This window comes from Gorillibacterium sp. sgz306347 (assembly GCF_059735245.1).
Window position 1 is genome coordinate 1 of record NZ_JCAPET010000018.1, and the last position, 16,126, is coordinate 16,126.

Annotated in this window: 14 protein-coding genes and 1 rRNA gene; 3 read left to right on the plus strand and 12 right to left on the minus strand. The window is 57.2% G+C overall.

All coding sequences use genetic code 11. The annotated features are described in order from the left end of the window. The 6 genes from AC6I6H_RS11235 to AC6I6H_RS11260 all read right to left on the minus strand — a co-directional run. Positions 1 to 144: ribosomal RNA gene (locus tag AC6I6H_RS11235) — 16S ribosomal RNA — on the minus strand; the annotation flags it as partial. Positions 145 to 593: 449 nt separating this feature from the next. Continuing rightward, positions 594 to 1,964, minus strand: coding sequence for an FAD-binding oxidoreductase (locus tag AC6I6H_RS11240; protein WP_497953861.1), 1,371 nt, complete (start codon positions 1,962 to 1,964; stop codon positions 594 to 596). A 12-nt stretch (positions 1,965 to 1,976) separates the two neighbouring features. Continuing rightward, the gene (locus tag AC6I6H_RS11245) at positions 1,977 to 2,627 is read right to left on the minus strand and encodes a methionine ABC transporter permease (RefSeq protein WP_497953963.1); all 651 of its coding nucleotides are present in this window, start codon (positions 2,625 to 2,627) and stop codon (positions 1,977 to 1,979) included. 8 nt (positions 2,628 to 2,635) lie between these two features. Then, complete coding sequence (locus AC6I6H_RS11250) at positions 2,636 to 3,667, minus strand: methionine ABC transporter ATP-binding protein (protein ID WP_497953862.1); 1,032 nt, start codon at positions 3,665 to 3,667, stop codon at positions 2,636 to 2,638. Positions 3,668 to 3,704: 37 nt separating this feature from the next. Next, positions 3,705 to 4,577: a MetQ/NlpA family ABC transporter substrate-binding protein gene (locus AC6I6H_RS11255; protein WP_497953863.1), complete on the minus strand. Its 873-nt coding sequence runs from the start codon at positions 4,575 to 4,577 to the stop codon at positions 3,705 to 3,707. Between the two features lie 22 nt (positions 4,578 to 4,599). Next, the gene (locus tag AC6I6H_RS11260) at positions 4,600 to 5,778 is read right to left on the minus strand and encodes a pyridoxal phosphate-dependent aminotransferase (protein ID WP_497953864.1); all 1,179 of its coding nucleotides are present in this window, start codon (positions 5,776 to 5,778) and stop codon (positions 4,600 to 4,602) included. 360 nt (positions 5,779 to 6,138) lie between these two features. Here AC6I6H_RS11260 and proB point away from each other — a divergent pair, with 360 nt between their 5' ends. From proB to proC, 3 genes are read left to right on the plus strand one after another with little or no spacing between them, the layout of a single operon-like run. After that, positions 6,139 to 7,236, plus strand: a complete 1,098-nt coding sequence (proB, locus tag AC6I6H_RS11265) for a glutamate 5-kinase (protein ID WP_497953865.1) — start codon at positions 6,139 to 6,141, stop codon at positions 7,234 to 7,236. Positions 7,237 to 7,260: 24 nt separating this feature from the next. Further along, positions 7,261 to 8,517 carry a glutamate-5-semialdehyde dehydrogenase gene (locus tag AC6I6H_RS11270; protein WP_497953866.1) on the plus strand — a complete coding sequence of 419 codons (1,257 nt, stop codon included), beginning with the start codon at positions 7,261 to 7,263 and terminating at the stop codon, positions 8,515 to 8,517. A 13-nt stretch (positions 8,518 to 8,530) separates the two neighbouring features. Next, positions 8,531 to 9,406, plus strand: coding sequence for a pyrroline-5-carboxylate reductase (gene proC / locus AC6I6H_RS11275; protein WP_497953867.1), 876 nt, complete (start codon positions 8,531 to 8,533; stop codon positions 9,404 to 9,406). 189 nt (positions 9,407 to 9,595) lie between these two features. On the opposite strand, the gene AC6I6H_RS11280 is transcribed toward proC, so the two are convergent. From AC6I6H_RS11280 to AC6I6H_RS11305, 6 genes are all read right to left on the minus strand, one after another. Continuing rightward, positions 9,596 to 10,267: a DnaD domain protein gene (locus tag AC6I6H_RS11280; protein WP_497953868.1), complete on the minus strand. Its 672-nt coding sequence runs from the start codon at positions 10,265 to 10,267 to the stop codon at positions 9,596 to 9,598. Positions 10,268 to 10,289: 22 nt separating this feature from the next. Then, the gene (gene asnS / locus AC6I6H_RS11285) at positions 10,290 to 11,579 is read right to left on the minus strand and encodes an asparagine--tRNA ligase (protein WP_497953869.1); all 1,290 of its coding nucleotides are present in this window, start codon (positions 11,577 to 11,579) and stop codon (positions 10,290 to 10,292) included. Positions 11,580 to 11,729: 150 nt separating this feature from the next. Next, entirely contained in the window at positions 11,730 to 12,932 is a 1,203-nt protein-coding gene (locus tag AC6I6H_RS11290) for an acetate/propionate family kinase (protein ID WP_497953870.1), read from the minus strand. Then, positions 12,929 to 13,801, minus strand: a complete 873-nt coding sequence (locus AC6I6H_RS11295) for a 3-hydroxyacyl-CoA dehydrogenase family protein (protein ID WP_497953871.1) — start codon at positions 13,799 to 13,801, stop codon at positions 12,929 to 12,931. The genes AC6I6H_RS11290 and AC6I6H_RS11295 overlap by 4 nt, the downstream gene beginning before the upstream one ends. Before the next feature lie 292 nt (positions 13,802 to 14,093). After that, positions 14,094 to 15,596, minus strand: coding sequence for an AAA family ATPase (locus AC6I6H_RS11300; RefSeq protein WP_497953872.1), 1,503 nt, complete (start codon positions 15,594 to 15,596; stop codon positions 14,094 to 14,096). Then, positions 15,589 to 16,122: a hypothetical protein gene (locus AC6I6H_RS11305; RefSeq protein WP_497953873.1), complete on the minus strand. Its 534-nt coding sequence runs from the start codon at positions 16,120 to 16,122 to the stop codon at positions 15,589 to 15,591. Before AC6I6H_RS11305 ends, AC6I6H_RS11300 begins: the two co-directional genes overlap by 8 nt. Positions 16,123 to 16,126: the final 4 nt, after the last annotated feature.

A 16,126-nucleotide genomic window follows, 5' to 3' on the forward strand; every position in this document is an offset into this window, starting at 1 on the left:
TTGAGGGCAGGTTGCCTACGTGTTACTCACCCGTCCGCCGCTAAGCTCATCTTCGTCCGAAGACTCCGATAAACTCCGCTCGACTTGCATGTATTAGGCACGCCGCCAGCGTTCGTCCTGAGCCAGGATCAAACTCTCCATGAAAGAATCTTGCCGAAGCAAAATTCCGAAAAGTTGATGCTTTGCTCATTGCTTAAACACTTGCGTGTTATTTTGTTGCTTGTTCACTCGTTGTTCAGTTTTCAAAGGACCATGTTGGTTTCTTGCTTGCCCCGCGCCTCTCGGCGACAGGAATTATAGTGTATCACGTTGCTCGTCTCAAGTCAACAACTTTTTCGCGATTGCGTTTTTGAAGTGACTGTCCGGCGAAGCAACTTTTATATAATACAACTTGCCGCCCGCCTAAGTCAACCCTTTTTAACAAAAACAAAACCGGAAATGTTTTCTGTAGGTTCTCCCCTCGATCCGCTTCTTATTCAACCTCGTTTTTAAAATTCGCCCGCGCCCATAACAGTAGAACATAAAAACAAACCGTGCGCCGACGCGCACGGTTTGTCTCAAGACACCACAGCTTTTCTTCACTCAAGTTACATTCAAGAGCGGTCAAAGATTTTGCCGGGGTTCAGAATGTAGCGGTCATCCAGCGCCGCTTTGATCTTCCTCATGGCGTCCACGTTGGCCGGCGGCGTGACATTGCGGAAATAAGCCTTCTTTCCGATTCCGATGCCATGCTCCCCGGATGGCAGTCCGCCCAGCTCCCGGCTTTTGTCGTAGATACGCGTCATGACAGCCTTCAAATCGCTTTCCCAGGCCGCCAAGTCCCTTTCTCCCCGAACGACGCACAGATGGACGTTCCCGTCGCCGGCATGGCCGAAGCTGATCAGGCGCACGCCGCTTTCGCGTTCCACTTCGTTCGCAAAGGCGATAAATTCGGCCGTCCGGTTGATCGGCACGACGATGTCCACCGGCTCCTGCTCGGACACCGCTTCAACAGCCTTCACCAGCGCGCCGCGAACCTTCCAGATTTCATCCAGCTGCCGTTTGTCGCGAAGCGGCAAAAACGAAAGAGCCCCTGCTTCAAGCGCCGCCTGTCCCGCTTTTTCCATATTGTACGCCACTTCGGATTCGCTGTTCCCGTCAAAAGAAAGCAAAATATACGCCGCCGCTTCGGGATGCGGAAAGCGGAAGCCGGTAAACCGTTCCCCAAGCTCCACTACATTGCGCTCCATAAATTCGATCGCCGTCGGATTCACGTTCTCGTGGATCAGACGGATTACGGCCTGAATGCCGGTTTTCAGGCTGTCGAACGGCACCAAGGCTCCCAGCGAGCAGGACGGCTTCGGAATCAGCTTCAAGACGCATTCGGTAATCACGCCAAGCGTCCCTTCGGAGCCGATCAGCAGATGCTTGAGCGAGAGTCCCGAGCTGTCCTTCACCGTCTTGCCGCCCGTCCGGATGATTTCTCCGTTCGGAAGCACCGCCGTCAGACCGCGTACGTAATCGCGGGTCACGCCGTATTTGACCGCCCGCATTCCGCCGGCGTTCGTGCTGATGTTGCCGCCGATCGAAGATTGCTTTTCGCCCGGATCGGGAGGGTAGAAAAGCCCGCGTTCCTCCACAAAGCGCTGCAGATCGGCCAAAAGCACACCAGGCTCCGCCGTAACGGTAAGGGTTTCCTCGTCCAGCTCCAGAATGCGGTTCATCTGCGACAGATCAAGCACGATCCCCCCATGCTCCGGTACCGTCGAGCCTACGAGATTGGTTCCGGCTCCACGGGGCGTCACCGGGATGGAGCGCTCGTAGGCGTACTTGAGGACGCGGCTGACCTCCTCTGTCGTTTCCGGAAACACAAGCGCGTCGCAAACGCCGCGCAAACGCCCGAGCGTATCCGACACATAGGCGTACGCGATGTTTTCCGTCACGACCTGCTCGGGACGCCCCACCAGTTCATACAGTTCCTTCAAACCCATCCACCTCTATTTTCGTGTAAACGCGCGCGCCAGCAAATCCCCGATCAGCTGGGCGACCTGGACGATGACGATCAGCAGGAGCACGGTCGCAATCATGACGCCGGTTTCATACCGGTAATAACCGTACTGAATCGCCAGGTTCCCGATCCCGCCGCCGCCCACCATGCCCGCCATGGCGGAATAGCCGATGAGGCTGACAAGTGTAACCGTCGTGGCGCGGATCAAGCCGGGGAGCGCCTCCACCAGCAGCACCTTGCGCATGATCAGCCAGAAACCGGCGCCGGTGGCGATCGCCGCCTCCAGAACACCTTTGTCCACCTCGCTGAATGCACCCTCCACCAGCCGGGCGAAAAAGGCGATGGAAGCGACGGCAAGCGGCACCGAAGCCGCGATCGGCCCGATGCTGCTGCCCACCACCAATTTGGTAAACGGAATCAGCAGCACCAAAAGAATGACAAAAGGCACCGAGCGCACAATATTGACGATAACGCCCGCCAGCGAGTTCAGAACCGGCTTCGGAAAGAACAGCGGATTCGCCGTTAGATAAAGCGCCAGCCCGAGGACCAGACCGATCGTCAGCGAAGCCGCCATCGAGATCGCCACCATGCTGACCGTTTCGTTAACGGCCTTCATGAGCTCCTTTTGCAAAATATCCATGGTTTCGTTCACGCGGAGTCCCCTCCTTTGCCGGTAAAGGAGATCGGCTCGATTTTGTAGACCTGCTCCTCCATGAAAATGCGCGCCTTCTCCCGTTCTTCCCTTCCGCCCGTAAGCTTCACCAGCAGGATGCCGAGGGGTTTGCCGTGAATATACTCGATTTTGCCGTGCAGGATGTCCACATAGACGTCAAACTGCTTGGAAACCTGGCTGATCACCGGATCGTAGGCCCGTTCGCCCGTGTACGTAATCCGGAACAGCTCGCCGTCCGGGTCCGGCTCCAGATGATCCGGCACTTCGACGTTCAGAACCTTGGAAACCAGCGCTTGCGTCATTGCCTGGCGAGGCTCCGTAAAAATGGAGTACGTGTCGTTTACCTCGACGATCCGCCCCTCGCTCATGACCGCGATCCGGTCAAACAGCTTGCGGGCCACGTCCATCTCGTGCGTGATGAACACGATGGTAATTCGCGACTCACGGTTGATGCGCCGCAAAATTTTGATGATTTCTTCGGTGTTGTCGAGATCGAGCGCCGAGGTGGCTTCGTCGCAGAGCAGGATTTCCGGATCGTTGGCAAGCGCCCTGGCGATGGCGACCCGCTGCTTTTGGCCCCCGCTCAGATTGGCGGGATAGACGTTCGCCTTGTCCGACAGATTAACCTGCCCCAGAAGCTCCATGACCCGCTGGCGGATACGTGATGCCGGGTAGCGGTTTGCCTTCAGGGCAAACGCGATGTTCTCGAACACGGTCGCTCCGCTGATCAGGTTGAAGTGCTGAAAAATCATCCCGATTTTGAGCCGCACCTGCCGCAGCGCACCGCCCTTGAAGGCTGTGATTTCCCGGTCCTTGATAAAGACGCGGCCCGATGTCGGCGGCTGGAGCAGATTGATCACGCGGACAAGCGTGCTTTTGCCTGCGCCGCTCGGTCCCACGATGCCGAAAATTTCGCCCTGCTTCACTTCCAGGGATGCGTTCCGGACGGCGACCAGCTTTTTGCCTTTTTGCTTAAAGGCCACCTCGATGTTGTCTAAAACAATCACTTTGCGCTCTCCTTCTCCGGCCTAACGGCTTGTCCGATCAGTTGCCGTATTTGGTTACGTACCATTCCGGTTTGTCGAAGTCTTTGAAAATATCGTCGGGGTTTTCAATGGCTTGGTGGAATTCCTCCGATTCCACAGCGGCCTTCAGGTCTTTGCCGAGCTGGCCTTCTATGTCCGGCGTCCGGACGGCAACGACGTTCTTGTAGTTCTCCGCCAGCTTCTCGACAGCCAGCGCGTCCGCGAAGTCCAGCTTGGCGGCGATCGCAAAGTTGCCGGGAATCAGGCCGATGTCCACGCTGTCCAGGCTGCGGGAAATTTGCGCCGCGTCCATCGTAACGAATTCGAGGTTGTGCGGATTTTCGGAAATATCGTGAACGGTCGCTTTCGTTTCGTCGATGTCCGCCTTGAAATCAATTACATTCAGGGCTTTCAGCAGACGCAGCGAACGGGCCAGGTTGGAGGCGTCGATGGCGATGGCCACCTTGGCGCCGTCCGGGATTTCCTCCAGGCTCTTTACCGAATTCGAGAAAACGCCCATGCCCGCGGTCGGGACAGCGATCACTTTGCCGATGTCCAGGTTGTTGTCGGCGGCGAATTTCTCCAAATAAACCGTGTGCTGCATCAGATTGGCGTCAATTTCGCCGCTTCCGAGCGCCTGGTCGGGCTGCACATAGTCGGTAAATTGAACGACCTCGATTTGGTAGCCCTGCTTCTCCATGTAAGGCGCGATGGCTTTTTCGATCATGTCGCCGTAAGGTCCCGGCGAAATGCCGATTTTGATGTTTTTGTCGGCGCCGGCCGTCGCGGCGGCTCCGCCCGTCTCTTCTTTGCCGCCTCCGCAAGCGGAAAGCGCGAGCGTCAGCATCGAAATGGCAAGCGTCATGGCAAAACGTTTTTTGGTCTTTTTCATGGCAAGTTCCCCTGTCTTCGGTTTAATTGTTGGCTGCGGATTGTTTGCGGTAGGCCGTAAGCTTTTCAAGGCGGCGCAGCGCTTCACGCAGCGTTTCTTCTTTTTTGGCAAAATGGAAGCGGATGTACTGGCGGACGTCTTCACGGAAAAAGCTGGAGCCCGGCACGGCGGCAACCCCGATCTCGCGGGCCAGCCATTCGCAGAACTTATAGTCGTCCGGCTCGCCGAACTCGCTGATGTCCACAAGGACGTAATAAGCACCCTGCGGCTTGTAATACGTCAGTCCGATCCGGTCGAGGCCTTCGAGGAACAGCGTGCGCTTGCGCTCGTACATCGCGGTCAATTCCTCGTAATAGTCGTCTCCGAATTCGAGGCCTTTGACCGCCGCCTTTTGCAGCGGAGCCGCCGCGCCGACGGTGAGAAAATCGTGCACCTTCCGGCAGGTGTCGATGACCTGGGCCGGTCCGATGATGTAACCGAGTCTCCAGCCGGTGATCGAATACGTTTTGGAGAGCGAGCTGCAGGACAGCGTGCGCTCGAACATGCCCGGCAGAGAGGCGATATAGTGGTGTTTATAAGGCTCGTACACCAAATGCTCATACACCTCGTCGGTGATCACAAACGTGTCGAACTCGACGGCGAGCGCGGCAATGTCCTCCAACTCTTCCTTGGTGAACACCTTCCCGGTCGGATTCGACGGGTTGCACAGAATAATCGCCTTGACGCCCTGCTCGAAAGCTTCCCGCAGCGCCTTGCGGTCGAATTGAAAATCGGGCGGGGCAAGCGGCACATAAATCGGCGTTACGCCGGTGAGAATGGCGTCCGCCGTATAGTTTTCATAAAACGGCGAGAATACGATAACCTTTTCCCCCGGGTTGCACACGGTCATCATCGCCGCCATCATCGCTTCCGTGCTGCCGCAGGTCACCACGATGTTCGTCGCGGGATCAATCGGAAGCCCCATCAGCCGGCTCTGCTTGGCCGCGAGCTTTTCCCGAAACAGCTCGGACCCCCAGGTGATTTCGTATTGATGCGGCCCGTTTTCGGCCGCCTCCTTGAGCGCTTCCGTCAATTCAACCGGCGGGTCGAAATCCGGGAAGCCCTGGGAAAGATTGATGGCGTCGTACTGCTTGGCCACACGCGTCATTTTGCGGATAATCGATTCGGTAAAGCCGTCCAGCCTGCTGCTCAATTCCGGCACTGCCAACCCACTCCCTCATTCTGTAAAAACCTTATATTCTGATCAATTTAATGGATTAAAGTATAGATTCCCTCCTTTGGGTTGTCAATGCTTTTTCCGACATGGTTTTCAAGCCTTCGACAAAGGGATGTCCCTCCTTATATATAGAGGCGGGCGCAGGAGCTTGCCGGACGGCCCGCGCTTCTTTACAAGCCGTTTCCATTCGTGCTATTGTTAAGAGAAACCTAACGTAAAGACCGGAAGTTCCGCTCTTCCGAGTGGTGCAACGGGTGGACTTTCGTCGGATCGGGCGAAGGTCCTTTTTGTTTCCTGCGAGAACCCGGCTCCGGAACTCTTATATCGACGTCGAGAAGGGATTTTATGAACCGTTACGTAATCAAAATTGGAAGCAGCTCGTTAACCTCGGATGAAGGCGGGTTGAACCGCGGCAAAATCGATTTTTTTGCGGCGGAGCTCGCGGCGCTCCACAAGGCCGGACATCAGCCGCTGCTTGTCACCTCCGGCGCCGTGGCGGCCGGGTTTCCGCTGATCGGGTTCCGCAAGCGGCCCCGGCACCTGCACGAGAAGCAAGCTTCCGCAGCCGTAGGCCAGGCGCTTTTGATGCAGGCGTACCAGGAAGCCTTTGCCCGGGACGGGATCACAGTGGCTCAGATTCTGCTGACCCGCTCGGACTTTTCCAACCGCTTGCGCATCCATAATGCTCAGATGACCATTGAAGAGCTTCTCCGGCACGGGGTCGTTCCGGTTTTTAACGAGAATGATACCGTGTCCGTCAACGAGCTGAAATTCGGAGACAACGACATGCTTTCCGCTCTCGTCGCCAATCTGGTCAAAGCGCACCAGCTTGCCATTTTGACGGATATGGACGGGTTGTATACGGCTGATCCCCGGAAAGACCCCGATGCGACCAAAATCGAAAGAGTCGGGCAGATCTCCGGCTCGCTGCTGCAGATGGCCGGCGGCTCCGGGTCGTCCGTCGGGACGGGAGGCATGCGCTCCAAAATCGAAGCGGCGCGCATCGCGACCCGCGGAGGCGTTCCCGTGTTTGTGGGCCGTGTGGCGGAACCCGGCGATTTGCGCCTGGCTGCTGACGGCGGCGGCAAAGGGACGTATTTTGACACCACCTCCCAGACACTTTCCACCAAAAAGCAGTGGGTCGGATTCCATTCCCTGCCGCAAGGGTATATCTTGGTGGACCACGGCGCGGAGGAAGCCCTGCTTACCGGGGGCAAAAGCCTTCTGCCTGCCGGAGTGACCGAAGTTTCGGGCGATTTCAGCCCGGGCGATGTTGTCGAAGTGCAGAACCTGGACCGGCAAACCATCGGCCGGGGCGTCGTCAACTACGCGGCCTGGCAGCTTCACGCAGTGGCGGGGTTGTCCACCGAAGAAGCCGTCAAACGCGTCGAAGTGCAGCGCATGGAAGTCATTCACCGCGACGAATGGATCACGGTCGGTTAATCTTTTCGTGAGGAGGAGACGCAAATGAGCGAAGTGAGACAGAAGGCCGAAGCGGCCAAGAAAACGACGTCCGTGCTCAACCAGTTGACCACGGAGCAGAAGAACGAAGCCCTCGGGCTGATGGCGGAAGAACTGCTGAACCGGCAGGAGGAGCTCATCGCCGCCAATCGCCTGGACATCGAACGGGGAGCGGCAAACGGCCTCTCCACCTCCCTGCTGGACCGTCTGACGCTGAACCCGAAACGGATCGAAGGCATCGCGGAGGGCCTGCGGCAGGTAATCGACCTCCCGGACCCGATCGGAGATATGTTGGAGGAATACGAGCGGCCGAACGGGCTTTTGATCCGTAAAATCCGCGTGCCCCTCGGTCTCATCGGCATCATTTACGAAGCGCGGCCGAACGTGACGGTGGATGCGGCGGCTTTGTGCCTGAAGGCGGGCAATGCCGTCCTGCTGCGGGGCGGCAAGGACGCCCTGGAATCGAACCGGAAGATCGTCGAGGTGCTCCACGCGGGATTGGCCAAATCGGCTTTGCCCGCAGAGGCCTTGCAGCTTGTGGAAAGCGCGGACCGTTCCTCCGTGGACGAAATGCTCCGGCTGAACGAATGGCTGGACGTGCTGATTCCGCGCGGCGGGCATTCGCTGATCCGCAACGTCGTCGACAACGCCACGGTTCCCGTTATCGAGACGGGCGCGGGCGTCTGCCACACCTATATCGACGACGGAGCCGATCCGAAAAAAGCGCTGGAGATCGCCTTTAACGCGAAAGTACAGCGGCCTTCGGTCTGCAACTCGATGGAGACCCTGCTGGTACACCGGGAGTTTGCCCAAACCCATCTGCGCCACATTGCCGAGAAGTTCATCGCCTCCTCCGTCGAGCTGCGGACCTGTCTGGAAACCTCCGATCTGATCGGCGACCTGGGACCGGTGAAGCAGGCCACCGAGCAGGATTACGCGACCGAATACAACGATTACATCCTCAACATCCGCATTGTGGGCGGACTGGATGAAGCCATCGCCCACATTAACAAATACGGCACCAAGCATTCGGAGTGCATCGTCACGGAAAACGCCGATCATGCCCGGAAATTCATGCTGGAGGTCGATGCGGCGGCCGTTTATCAGAATGCCTCCACCCGGTTTACCGACGGATTCGAGTTCGGGCTCGGGGCGGAAATCGGCATCAGCACGCAAAAGCTGCACAGCCGCGGCCCCATGGGCCTGCCGGCGCTGACCACAAGCAAATTCTGCGTTTACGGAAACGGCCAGATCCGCGAATAAGGAGCGAAAGCAAATGACCAGTCCCTTGTCCGATAAAAACATTGTGTTTCTCGGCGCAGGCTCGATGGCGGAGGCGATAATCCGCGGCTTGACGGAAAACGGCGTGGCCGACCCCGCAAGGATGACCGCCGTCAACCGCTCCAACCGCGAGAAGCTGGACGCGCTTTCGACCCGTTACGGCATCAAAGGCTTGCAGGACCCGGAGCTCGTTAACGCCCGCGTCAAGGAAAGCGATATTGTCGTTTTGGCGATGAAACCGGTCGATTCGGCCAAAGCCGTCTCGGCGTATCGCGGCATCTTTCACGAGAACCAGCTGATCGTGTCCGTCATCGCCGGCCTTTCCATACCGGTGCTGCAAAGCCTGATCGGTGGGGAGCGCATTCCCGTGGCCCGCACCATGCCGAACACGTCGTCCAGCATCGGACTCGGCATGACGGGCATCAGCTTCAGCCCGGGCATGCCGGAAGCCTTCCGCCAGCTCGCGCTGGCTATGTTCGGCGCCGTTGGAAGCACGGTCCTGATCGAAGAGGAGCAAATGCATGCGCTGACGGGCATTTCCGGCAGTGGGCCCGCCTACATTTACTACATCATGGAGGCCCTGATCGAAGGCGGAGTAAAAGCCGGCCTCAGCCGGGAACAGGCTCATGCGCTCGCGGTCAGCACCGTGCTCGGGGCGGCTTCGATGGTAAGCCAAACGGGTGAAGCGCCCGCCGAGCTGCGAAGGAAGGTGACGTCTCCGAACGGAACGACCCAAGCCGCCTTGGAAAAGCTCGCGGATTTTCGCGTGGACGAAGCTGTGCAGCAGGCGGTGCTGCGCTGTGCGGAACGATCGCGGGAAATCGGGGACGCCATCGGTGAAGCCGCCCGGGAGTACATGCCGCAAAGCTGAGCCCCCTTTCCAGCGTGTTAAAGACTGAAAGCCTGCCGCGCTTCACTCGGAAGCAAAGCGGCAGCTGATGATTGCGAACAGAAGAAAGAGCCGGTCCCGGCAAGGAACTTCTCCTTGTCGGGCCGGCTCTTTCTCGTTTGCCTGTTCAATGTGCTGCCATGCGCAGGCGGAAAACGCTTCTTGCTTTGTTTACCCTCTTCCGCGAAACCGCTGGCCGTGCTCCTTGGCCTGCTCCACCGTCTGGATGCGGTTCCGCTGCCATTCCAGCAGGATGCGGTCGATGTAGCGGAAGTGAACCTTTCCGGCAAAAACGGCTTCCTTCAAAGCCGCCAATATCAGCTCTTCCTTGTAGCCGTCCTGGTCCAGCCAGCTGGAAATGGTTTCGAATTCCATCGGGGTAATCGGCCGCGCGAACTCCTTTTCAAAAATGGCGAAAAGGTTTTTTTCTTTTTCGGGCTTGCGGCTGGCTTCGGTTAAAGCAGTGCTGTATTCCTCCGCCCAAAGAGCCGCCAGCCGGACCCGCAGCGGATCCAGGTCGTACCGTTCATACCGCACGTTGGTGACAGGGTCCGTGCCTTCCTCGATGCCCAGCAGCCCTTCCTTCAACAGCCGCTCCAGCGCTTCGATCACTTCGTCGGGTTCGGCCGACATCCGTTCCCCGATCTGTTCGGGCGTCGGAAAGTCAACCCGTTCATTATCCCGGAAAGCAATCAGATGCACGATCAGCATTGCTTCCGTATCGGTAATGTTCAGCTTGCGGTAGGAGCCCAGAAAAAGCGGAGGAATGCCCGTTCCGCCCGAACGCAATGCGGCCAGCATGCCCGCTTCCGCACCCTGCACCACTGATTTTTTCGCTCTCATTGCCTACGCCCCGATTCGACTGTTAAGGATAGAGACGGTACAGAAGACGCGGGAACGGAATCGTTTCGCGTACGTGATCCAGGCCGCAAATCCAGGCGACCGTGCGTTCCAGCCCCAAGCCGAAGCCGGAGTGAGGCACCGTGCCGTATTTGCGCAAGTCCATGTACCATTGGTAAGCTTCCTCGGACAGCTCATGTTCTTTGAAGCGTTCGGCCATCAGCTCGGGATCGTCGATCCGCTGGCTGCCGCCGATGATTTCGCCGTAGCCTTCCGGCGCGATCATATCCGCGCACAGCACAACCTCTGGTCGGTTCGGGTCCGGCTTCATATAAAACGCTTTGATTCCGGTCGGATAATGCGTAATGAAAACCGGTTTGTCGTACCGCTGGGCAATCGCCGTCTCGTGCGGAGCGCCGAAATCTTCTCCCCACGGAATTTCAAACCCGTTCTCGTTCAAATAGGTGATCGCATCGTCGTAAGTGATTCTCGGGAACGGCGCCTGGATCGCTTCCAGCTTGGCGATGTCGCGCTCGAGCGTTTCCAGCTCCTTGCGGCAGTTTTTCAGCACCGATTGAACGACGTGCGAAACAAACTGCTCCTGGACTTGCAGGCTTTCCTGCAGGTCGGTAAACGCCATTTCCGGCTCGATCATCCAGAACTCGATCAGGTGCCGGCGTGTTTTCGATTTTTCCGCACGGAAGGCGGGGCCAAAGGAATAAACCTTGCCGAGCGCCATGGCGGCCGCTTCCATATAAAGCTGACCGCTTTGGGTCAGGAAGGCGTCTTCCTCGAAATATTTCGTATGGAACAGTTCGGTCGTTCCTTCGCAAGAAGAAGGAGTAAGCACCGGGGGATCGACCAGATGAAACCCGCGTTCATCGAAAAACTGCTGAACGGCGCGGGTGATCTCCGCGCGAATAATCAGCACGGCACGCTGCCGGGGGCTGCGCAGCCAAAGGTGACGGTGATCCATCAAATAGTCGACACCGTGTTCTTTCGGCGTGATCGGATAATCAACGGCAATCTGGATAACCTCGATACCGGTAACGGTCAGTTCAAAGCCGCTTTGGCTGCGGGCGTCTTCCCGTACCGTGCCGGTGACATAAAGCGAGCTTTCCTGGGTCAGCTGGCGGGCGGCCTCCCAGGTCTCTTCGCTAACTTCGCTTTTTACCGCGACGCCTTGAATATAGCCCGTCCCGTCCCGAAGCTGAAGAAACTGGATTTTCCCGCTGGACCGCTTGTTGTGGACCCAGCAGCCGATGGTGACTTCTTCGCCGACGTGATGACGGACTTCGCTGATCGTGCTTTTCATAGGGTGATGACCCTCCTTGGCCAAATGTTTCAACTTTACAATTGTACAACGAATCCGGCTGGATTACTAACCACTGTTCAAAAAAAGACGCAAGAAAAGCCGGCCGGCTGCTTGCCGGTCGGCTCCTGTTCAAGCAACGCGCCGCTTCGCTTACCGGTTGCCGACGAGGCGGTAGGTGTCGCGCGCGATCATCAATTCTTCGTTCGTCGGAATGACGAGCACTTCCACCTTGGAGTTCGCGCTTGAAATGCGGCGGGGATCGCCGGAACGGACCGCGTTCAGTTGCGGATCCAGCTCCACGCCCAGATACGTCAGATTTTCGCAAACCTTCTCCCGGACCACGACGGAGTTCTCTCCGACGCCGGCTGTAAACACGATGACGTCGACCCCGTTCATGGCAGCGGCATAAGAGCCGATGTACTTGCGCAGGCGGTATTCGTACATTTCAAACGCCAGCGTCGCGTTTGCGTCGCCGTTTGCCATGCCGTCCGTAATTTCGCGCATGTCGCTGCTGATGCCGGAGATGGCGAGCAGGCCGCTGTGCTTGTTCAGCATCGAGTTGACTTCGCTGACCGTAAGGTCTTCCTTGTTCATGACATACGGAACGACAGCCGGATCGATGTCTCCGCTCCGCGTTCCCATCATGAGTCCTTCCAGAGGCGTCATCCCCATCGAGGTATCGACGGAAACCCCGTTCTTGACGGCAGTCAGGCTCGCTCCGTTGCCGATGTGGCAGGTAATGATCTTCAATTCGTTCACATCGCGTCCGAGAAACTCGGCCGCGGCTTTGCTGACGAAATCATGCGACGTGCCGTGGGCCCCGTAGCGGCGCACTTTGTATTTGTTGTACAGCACCCGTGGAATCGGGTACAGGTAAGCTTTCTCCGGCATTGTCTGGTGGAAAGATGTATCGAACACAACCACCTGGGCCACGCCCGGCATATTGGCTTCCGTTGCGTTGATCCCCATGATCGCCGCCGGGTTGTGCAGCGGGGCCAGGTCGATCAGCTTGCGGATTTTTTCCTTCGAATCTCCATCGACAATGCTGGATTCTTTAAAAAACTCCCCGCCGTGCACGACGCGGTGGCCGACCGCTTCGATCTCGTCGACCGATTTCAATACGCCCTGCTCTTCGTGGACAAGCTTTTCCAGAACCTTGCGGATGGCCGTGTTGTGCTCCAGAATTTCGCTGACCTCCGTAACGGCTTCCTTGCCGGTCGGCTTGTGCGTCAGAATGGAGGAATCCATTCCGATCCGTTCGACCAGGCCTTTGGCCAGGACACTTTCGTCGGTCATGTCATACAGCTGGTATTTCAGGGATGAGCTGCCGGTATTGACGACGAGAACTTTCATAATTTCGCACCATCCTTATCGTAGCTGAAGAAGCCTTCGCCCGTCTTGAGGCCGAGCTGTCCGGCGCGGACCATCTTCTTGAGCAGGTAGTTCGGGCGGTATTTCAGCTCTCCGTATTCACGGAACATCTTGCTGAGGGCGGCGTAAACGGAATCGAGGCCAAAGCGGTCCGCCATCTCCAGCGGGCCGTATTTGAGGTCGTAGCCGTCGCGCATCGCGGCGTCGATGTCCTCCGCCGTTGCGACGCCTTCCGAGAGAACCGCAACCGCTTCGTTGATCAGAATGCAAATAATCCGGGTCGTCACGAGGCCCGGGGATTCATACACCTGAATGCCCTTCTTGTGCAGCGTGCCTTCCAGAAAGCTGCGAGTGGACGCGAAGGTATCATCCGAAGTCCGGATGCCGCGGACCACTTCCACTACGTCGATCTCCGTCATCGGGATCAGAAAGTGGAGGCCGATGACGCGTTCGGGATGAGCGCAAACGCCGGCAAGCTCCGTCAGGCTCAGCGTTGAGGTCGTGCTGGTGAGAATTATGTCTTGGGAAAGCGTGGCGTCCAGCTTGCGGAAAATGTCCTTTTTGCCGTCCAGGTCTTCCGTTGTGGCTTCCACAACCAGCTGGCAGGACTGGAAATCCTCATACGAGGCCGCTTTGCGGAACCGAGAGACGATCAGCTTCTTCTCGGTATTGGTGATGCCCCATTTCTCGATCTGCTTGTCCAGCGAGTTGTTGATCGCCGCCAGCGCATTGTCGAGCTTTGCCTCCGAGGTTTCCAGCATGTAGACGTCGAGCCCATTTTTGGCCAGCATTTCGGCGATGCCTTGTCCGACAGTGCCGACTCCGATCAGGCCGATTTTCGTAAATTTCATCGAATCACCCGTTTCTATCGATAATCTTGTCTTTTTCCGAATCCGAACCCTTTGCTCCGCTTGAAGCGCATCAAAGAAAATCATACAATGTTTTCCGCCGTTTTTCATCTCTTGACACAAAGGCTTCACAAAAAAACAAAGATTCGAAACAGCCGGAATGGGCCGCCGAACCCCGCCCGTATGCCTTGGCGCTTCAAAGGCAAAAGAAAAGACGCACCCTCCATTATTATGGATGCGTCGAAAAAATTCAAACGATTTGAGCGGAATTTGCAAAAAAATCGCATTTTCCGTTTCAGGCCGTCGTTTTGTGTTTAATAATGGAGAGCAGCTTGCGGAATTCCGCCCCGGACATCACTTCTTCCTTGAGCAGAATCGCCAGAGACTGGTGGAAGACGGTACGGTTGAATTCGAGAATTTCCCGGGTGCGAGCGGTCAGCTGCTCGATGATCCGGTTGTTTTCCTTCATAAGTTCTTCTTTGGTAACCATTTGACGATCGATGATTCCGAGCGAAGTCAGTCCGGAGTCCATCATCGTCTTTACCAGGTTCAGCACCTGTTCAAAGTCGTTCCGCGAGCCGGTGCTCCGGTTGCCGTAGAACATTTCTTCGGCTACTGCGCCGCCGAGCGCCACCATCATCCGGTCTTCCAGCTCTTGCTTGGTGTACAGATACTGGTCGGCCTGCGGATTGTGACGGACGTATCCCAGCGCTTGTCCACGCGGGCTCAGCGCCACCTGGGAAACCGAGCCGGGCTTGACCGCTTCGGCCATAATGGCATGTCCCAATTCGTGCAGCGCGACGCGTTCCCGTTCCGCCTTGGAGCTTTCCCGGTCGGAGCGTTCCCCCATCATGACCTTGTCCAGCGCCGCCGACAGATGGCGGTGTTCGATCACTTCACTGTTTTCCCGCATGGCGTAAACCGCCGCTTCATTCATCATGCTTTCCAGCTGGGCACCGGAAAAATTAAACGATTCCTCCGCTACCTTTTCCAGATCGACCGTCATGGCAAGCGGTTTGTTTTTGGCGTGGATGTTCAGAATATGCATGCGGCCCTTCTTGTCGGGCAGATCGACCTGAATCTGGCGGTCGAACCGGCCGGGGCGCAAAAGCGCGCTGTCGAGCATTTCCTTGCGGTTTGTGGCTGCAATCAGCAGGATGCGCGGGGTTTCCGCCGTATGGATGCCGTCCATTTCCGTCAGGAGCTGGTTCAGCGTCTGGTCATATTCGCGGTGCTGCCCGCCGTCCCGTTTGCCGCCGATGACGTCGATTTCATCGATAAAAATGATTGCGCTGTCCTTGTTCTCCTTCTGGGCGCGGGTCCGCGCATCCTTGAACAGATCGCGGATGCGGCTCGCGCCGACGCCGACGTACATCTCCACGAATTCACTGCCGGACGCCGCCACGAACACCGAGTTGGTGTAATGCGCGGCTGCTTTTGCGAGCAGGGTTTTCCCGGTTCCCGGAGGGCCTTCGAGCAAAATGCCCTTTAAGGGCCGGATACCGAATTTTTTGATTTCCTCATGCTTGATCAGAAAGTCCAGCGCTTCCTTCAGCTCGTTTTTGGCCCGGTCCTGTCCGCCGATGTCTTCAAACGTCAGGTAGGAGGGCGTTCTCGGCTTCGCTTTCCGCTCCACGGTGGCGGCGATGGCGCCTCCTTTGGGACGGGCGAACAGAAAGAAAGCCGCCCCGAAGGCGAGCAGGGTTACGTAAGGAACAATATTTACGCCAATAAAGGCCAGGAAAATCAAAAGCGAAACCGCGGTTCCGATCAAGATCTCCTTCCAATACTTACTCATTGGGCCACACTCCCATCGTCGCCGGAATCCGGGGCAAAATGATCGATTTGCTGTGCGTTCCGTCAGTCAGACGGATATATACATTCTCGTCATCGATCTCCGTTTCGGCATCGAGCGAGCTGTCCGTTTTTGTTTTTTCCTCCAGAATCTTCGGGATGTCCGAATAATGCCGGGTTTCCATGGCCTGCGCCACGTCAAACAGCGCTTTGGACCACCAGGCGTCGATTTCCGGGGACGAATTGCTTTCGACGTCCAATTGCACTTTGCGGCCGTCGATCAAGGATGCGCCATCCTTCACGATGGTCTGGTATATGTCCCGAATGCTGGCGTCGTCGCTCAGCTTCAGGTCGATTTGGACGGTATCGTTGGTGAATTTGGATGCTACCTGCTCCACTCCCTGGTTTTTCTGGACAAGCTCGGCCAGCGGATTTTCCATCGCATAGCTGCGATACATAAACCAGCCGCCAAACAACAGCACGCCGGAGGTCAGCAGGGCGACAAGAACCGGTATACCTTTCAACTTCATTGAC

What these genes read in the sequence shown, in the direction of transcription:
- AC6I6H_RS11245 (WP_497953963.1), bottom strand. Translation starts at nt 2,627, where the DNA reads ATGGATATTTTGCAAAAGGAGCTCATGAAGGCCGTTAACGAAACGGTC.
- AC6I6H_RS11255 (WP_497953863.1), bottom strand. Translation starts at nt 4,577, where the DNA reads ATGAAAAAGACCAAAAAACGTTTTGCCATGACGCTTGCCATTTCGATG.
- proB (WP_497953865.1), top strand. Translation starts at nt 6,139, where the DNA reads ATGAACCGTTACGTAATCAAAATTGGAAGCAGCTCGTTAACCTCGGAT.
- AC6I6H_RS11270 (WP_497953866.1), top strand. Translation starts at nt 7,261, where the DNA reads ATGAGCGAAGTGAGACAGAAGGCCGAAGCGGCCAAGAAAACGACGTCC.
- proC (WP_497953867.1), top strand. Translation starts at nt 8,531, where the DNA reads ATGACCAGTCCCTTGTCCGATAAAAACATTGTGTTTCTCGGCGCAGGC.
- AC6I6H_RS11280 (WP_497953868.1), bottom strand. Translation starts at nt 10,267, where the DNA reads ATGAGAGCGAAAAAATCAGTGGTGCAGGGTGCGGAAGCGGGCATGCTG.
- asnS (WP_497953869.1), bottom strand. Translation starts at nt 11,579, where the DNA reads ATGAAAAGCACGATCAGCGAAGTCCGTCATCACGTCGGCGAAGAAGTC.
- AC6I6H_RS11290 (WP_497953870.1), bottom strand. Translation starts at nt 12,932, where the DNA reads ATGAAAGTTCTCGTCGTCAATACCGGCAGCTCATCCCTGAAATACCAG.
- AC6I6H_RS11295 (WP_497953871.1), bottom strand. Translation starts at nt 13,801, where the DNA reads ATGAAATTTACGAAAATCGGCCTGATCGGAGTCGGCACTGTCGGACAA.
- AC6I6H_RS11300 (WP_497953872.1), bottom strand. Translation starts at nt 15,596, where the DNA reads ATGAGTAAGTATTGGAAGGAGATCTTGATCGGAACCGCGGTTTCGCTT.
- AC6I6H_RS11305 (WP_497953873.1), bottom strand. Translation starts at nt 16,122, where the DNA reads ATGAAGTTGAAAGGTATACCGGTTCTTGTCGCCCTGCTGACCTCCGGC.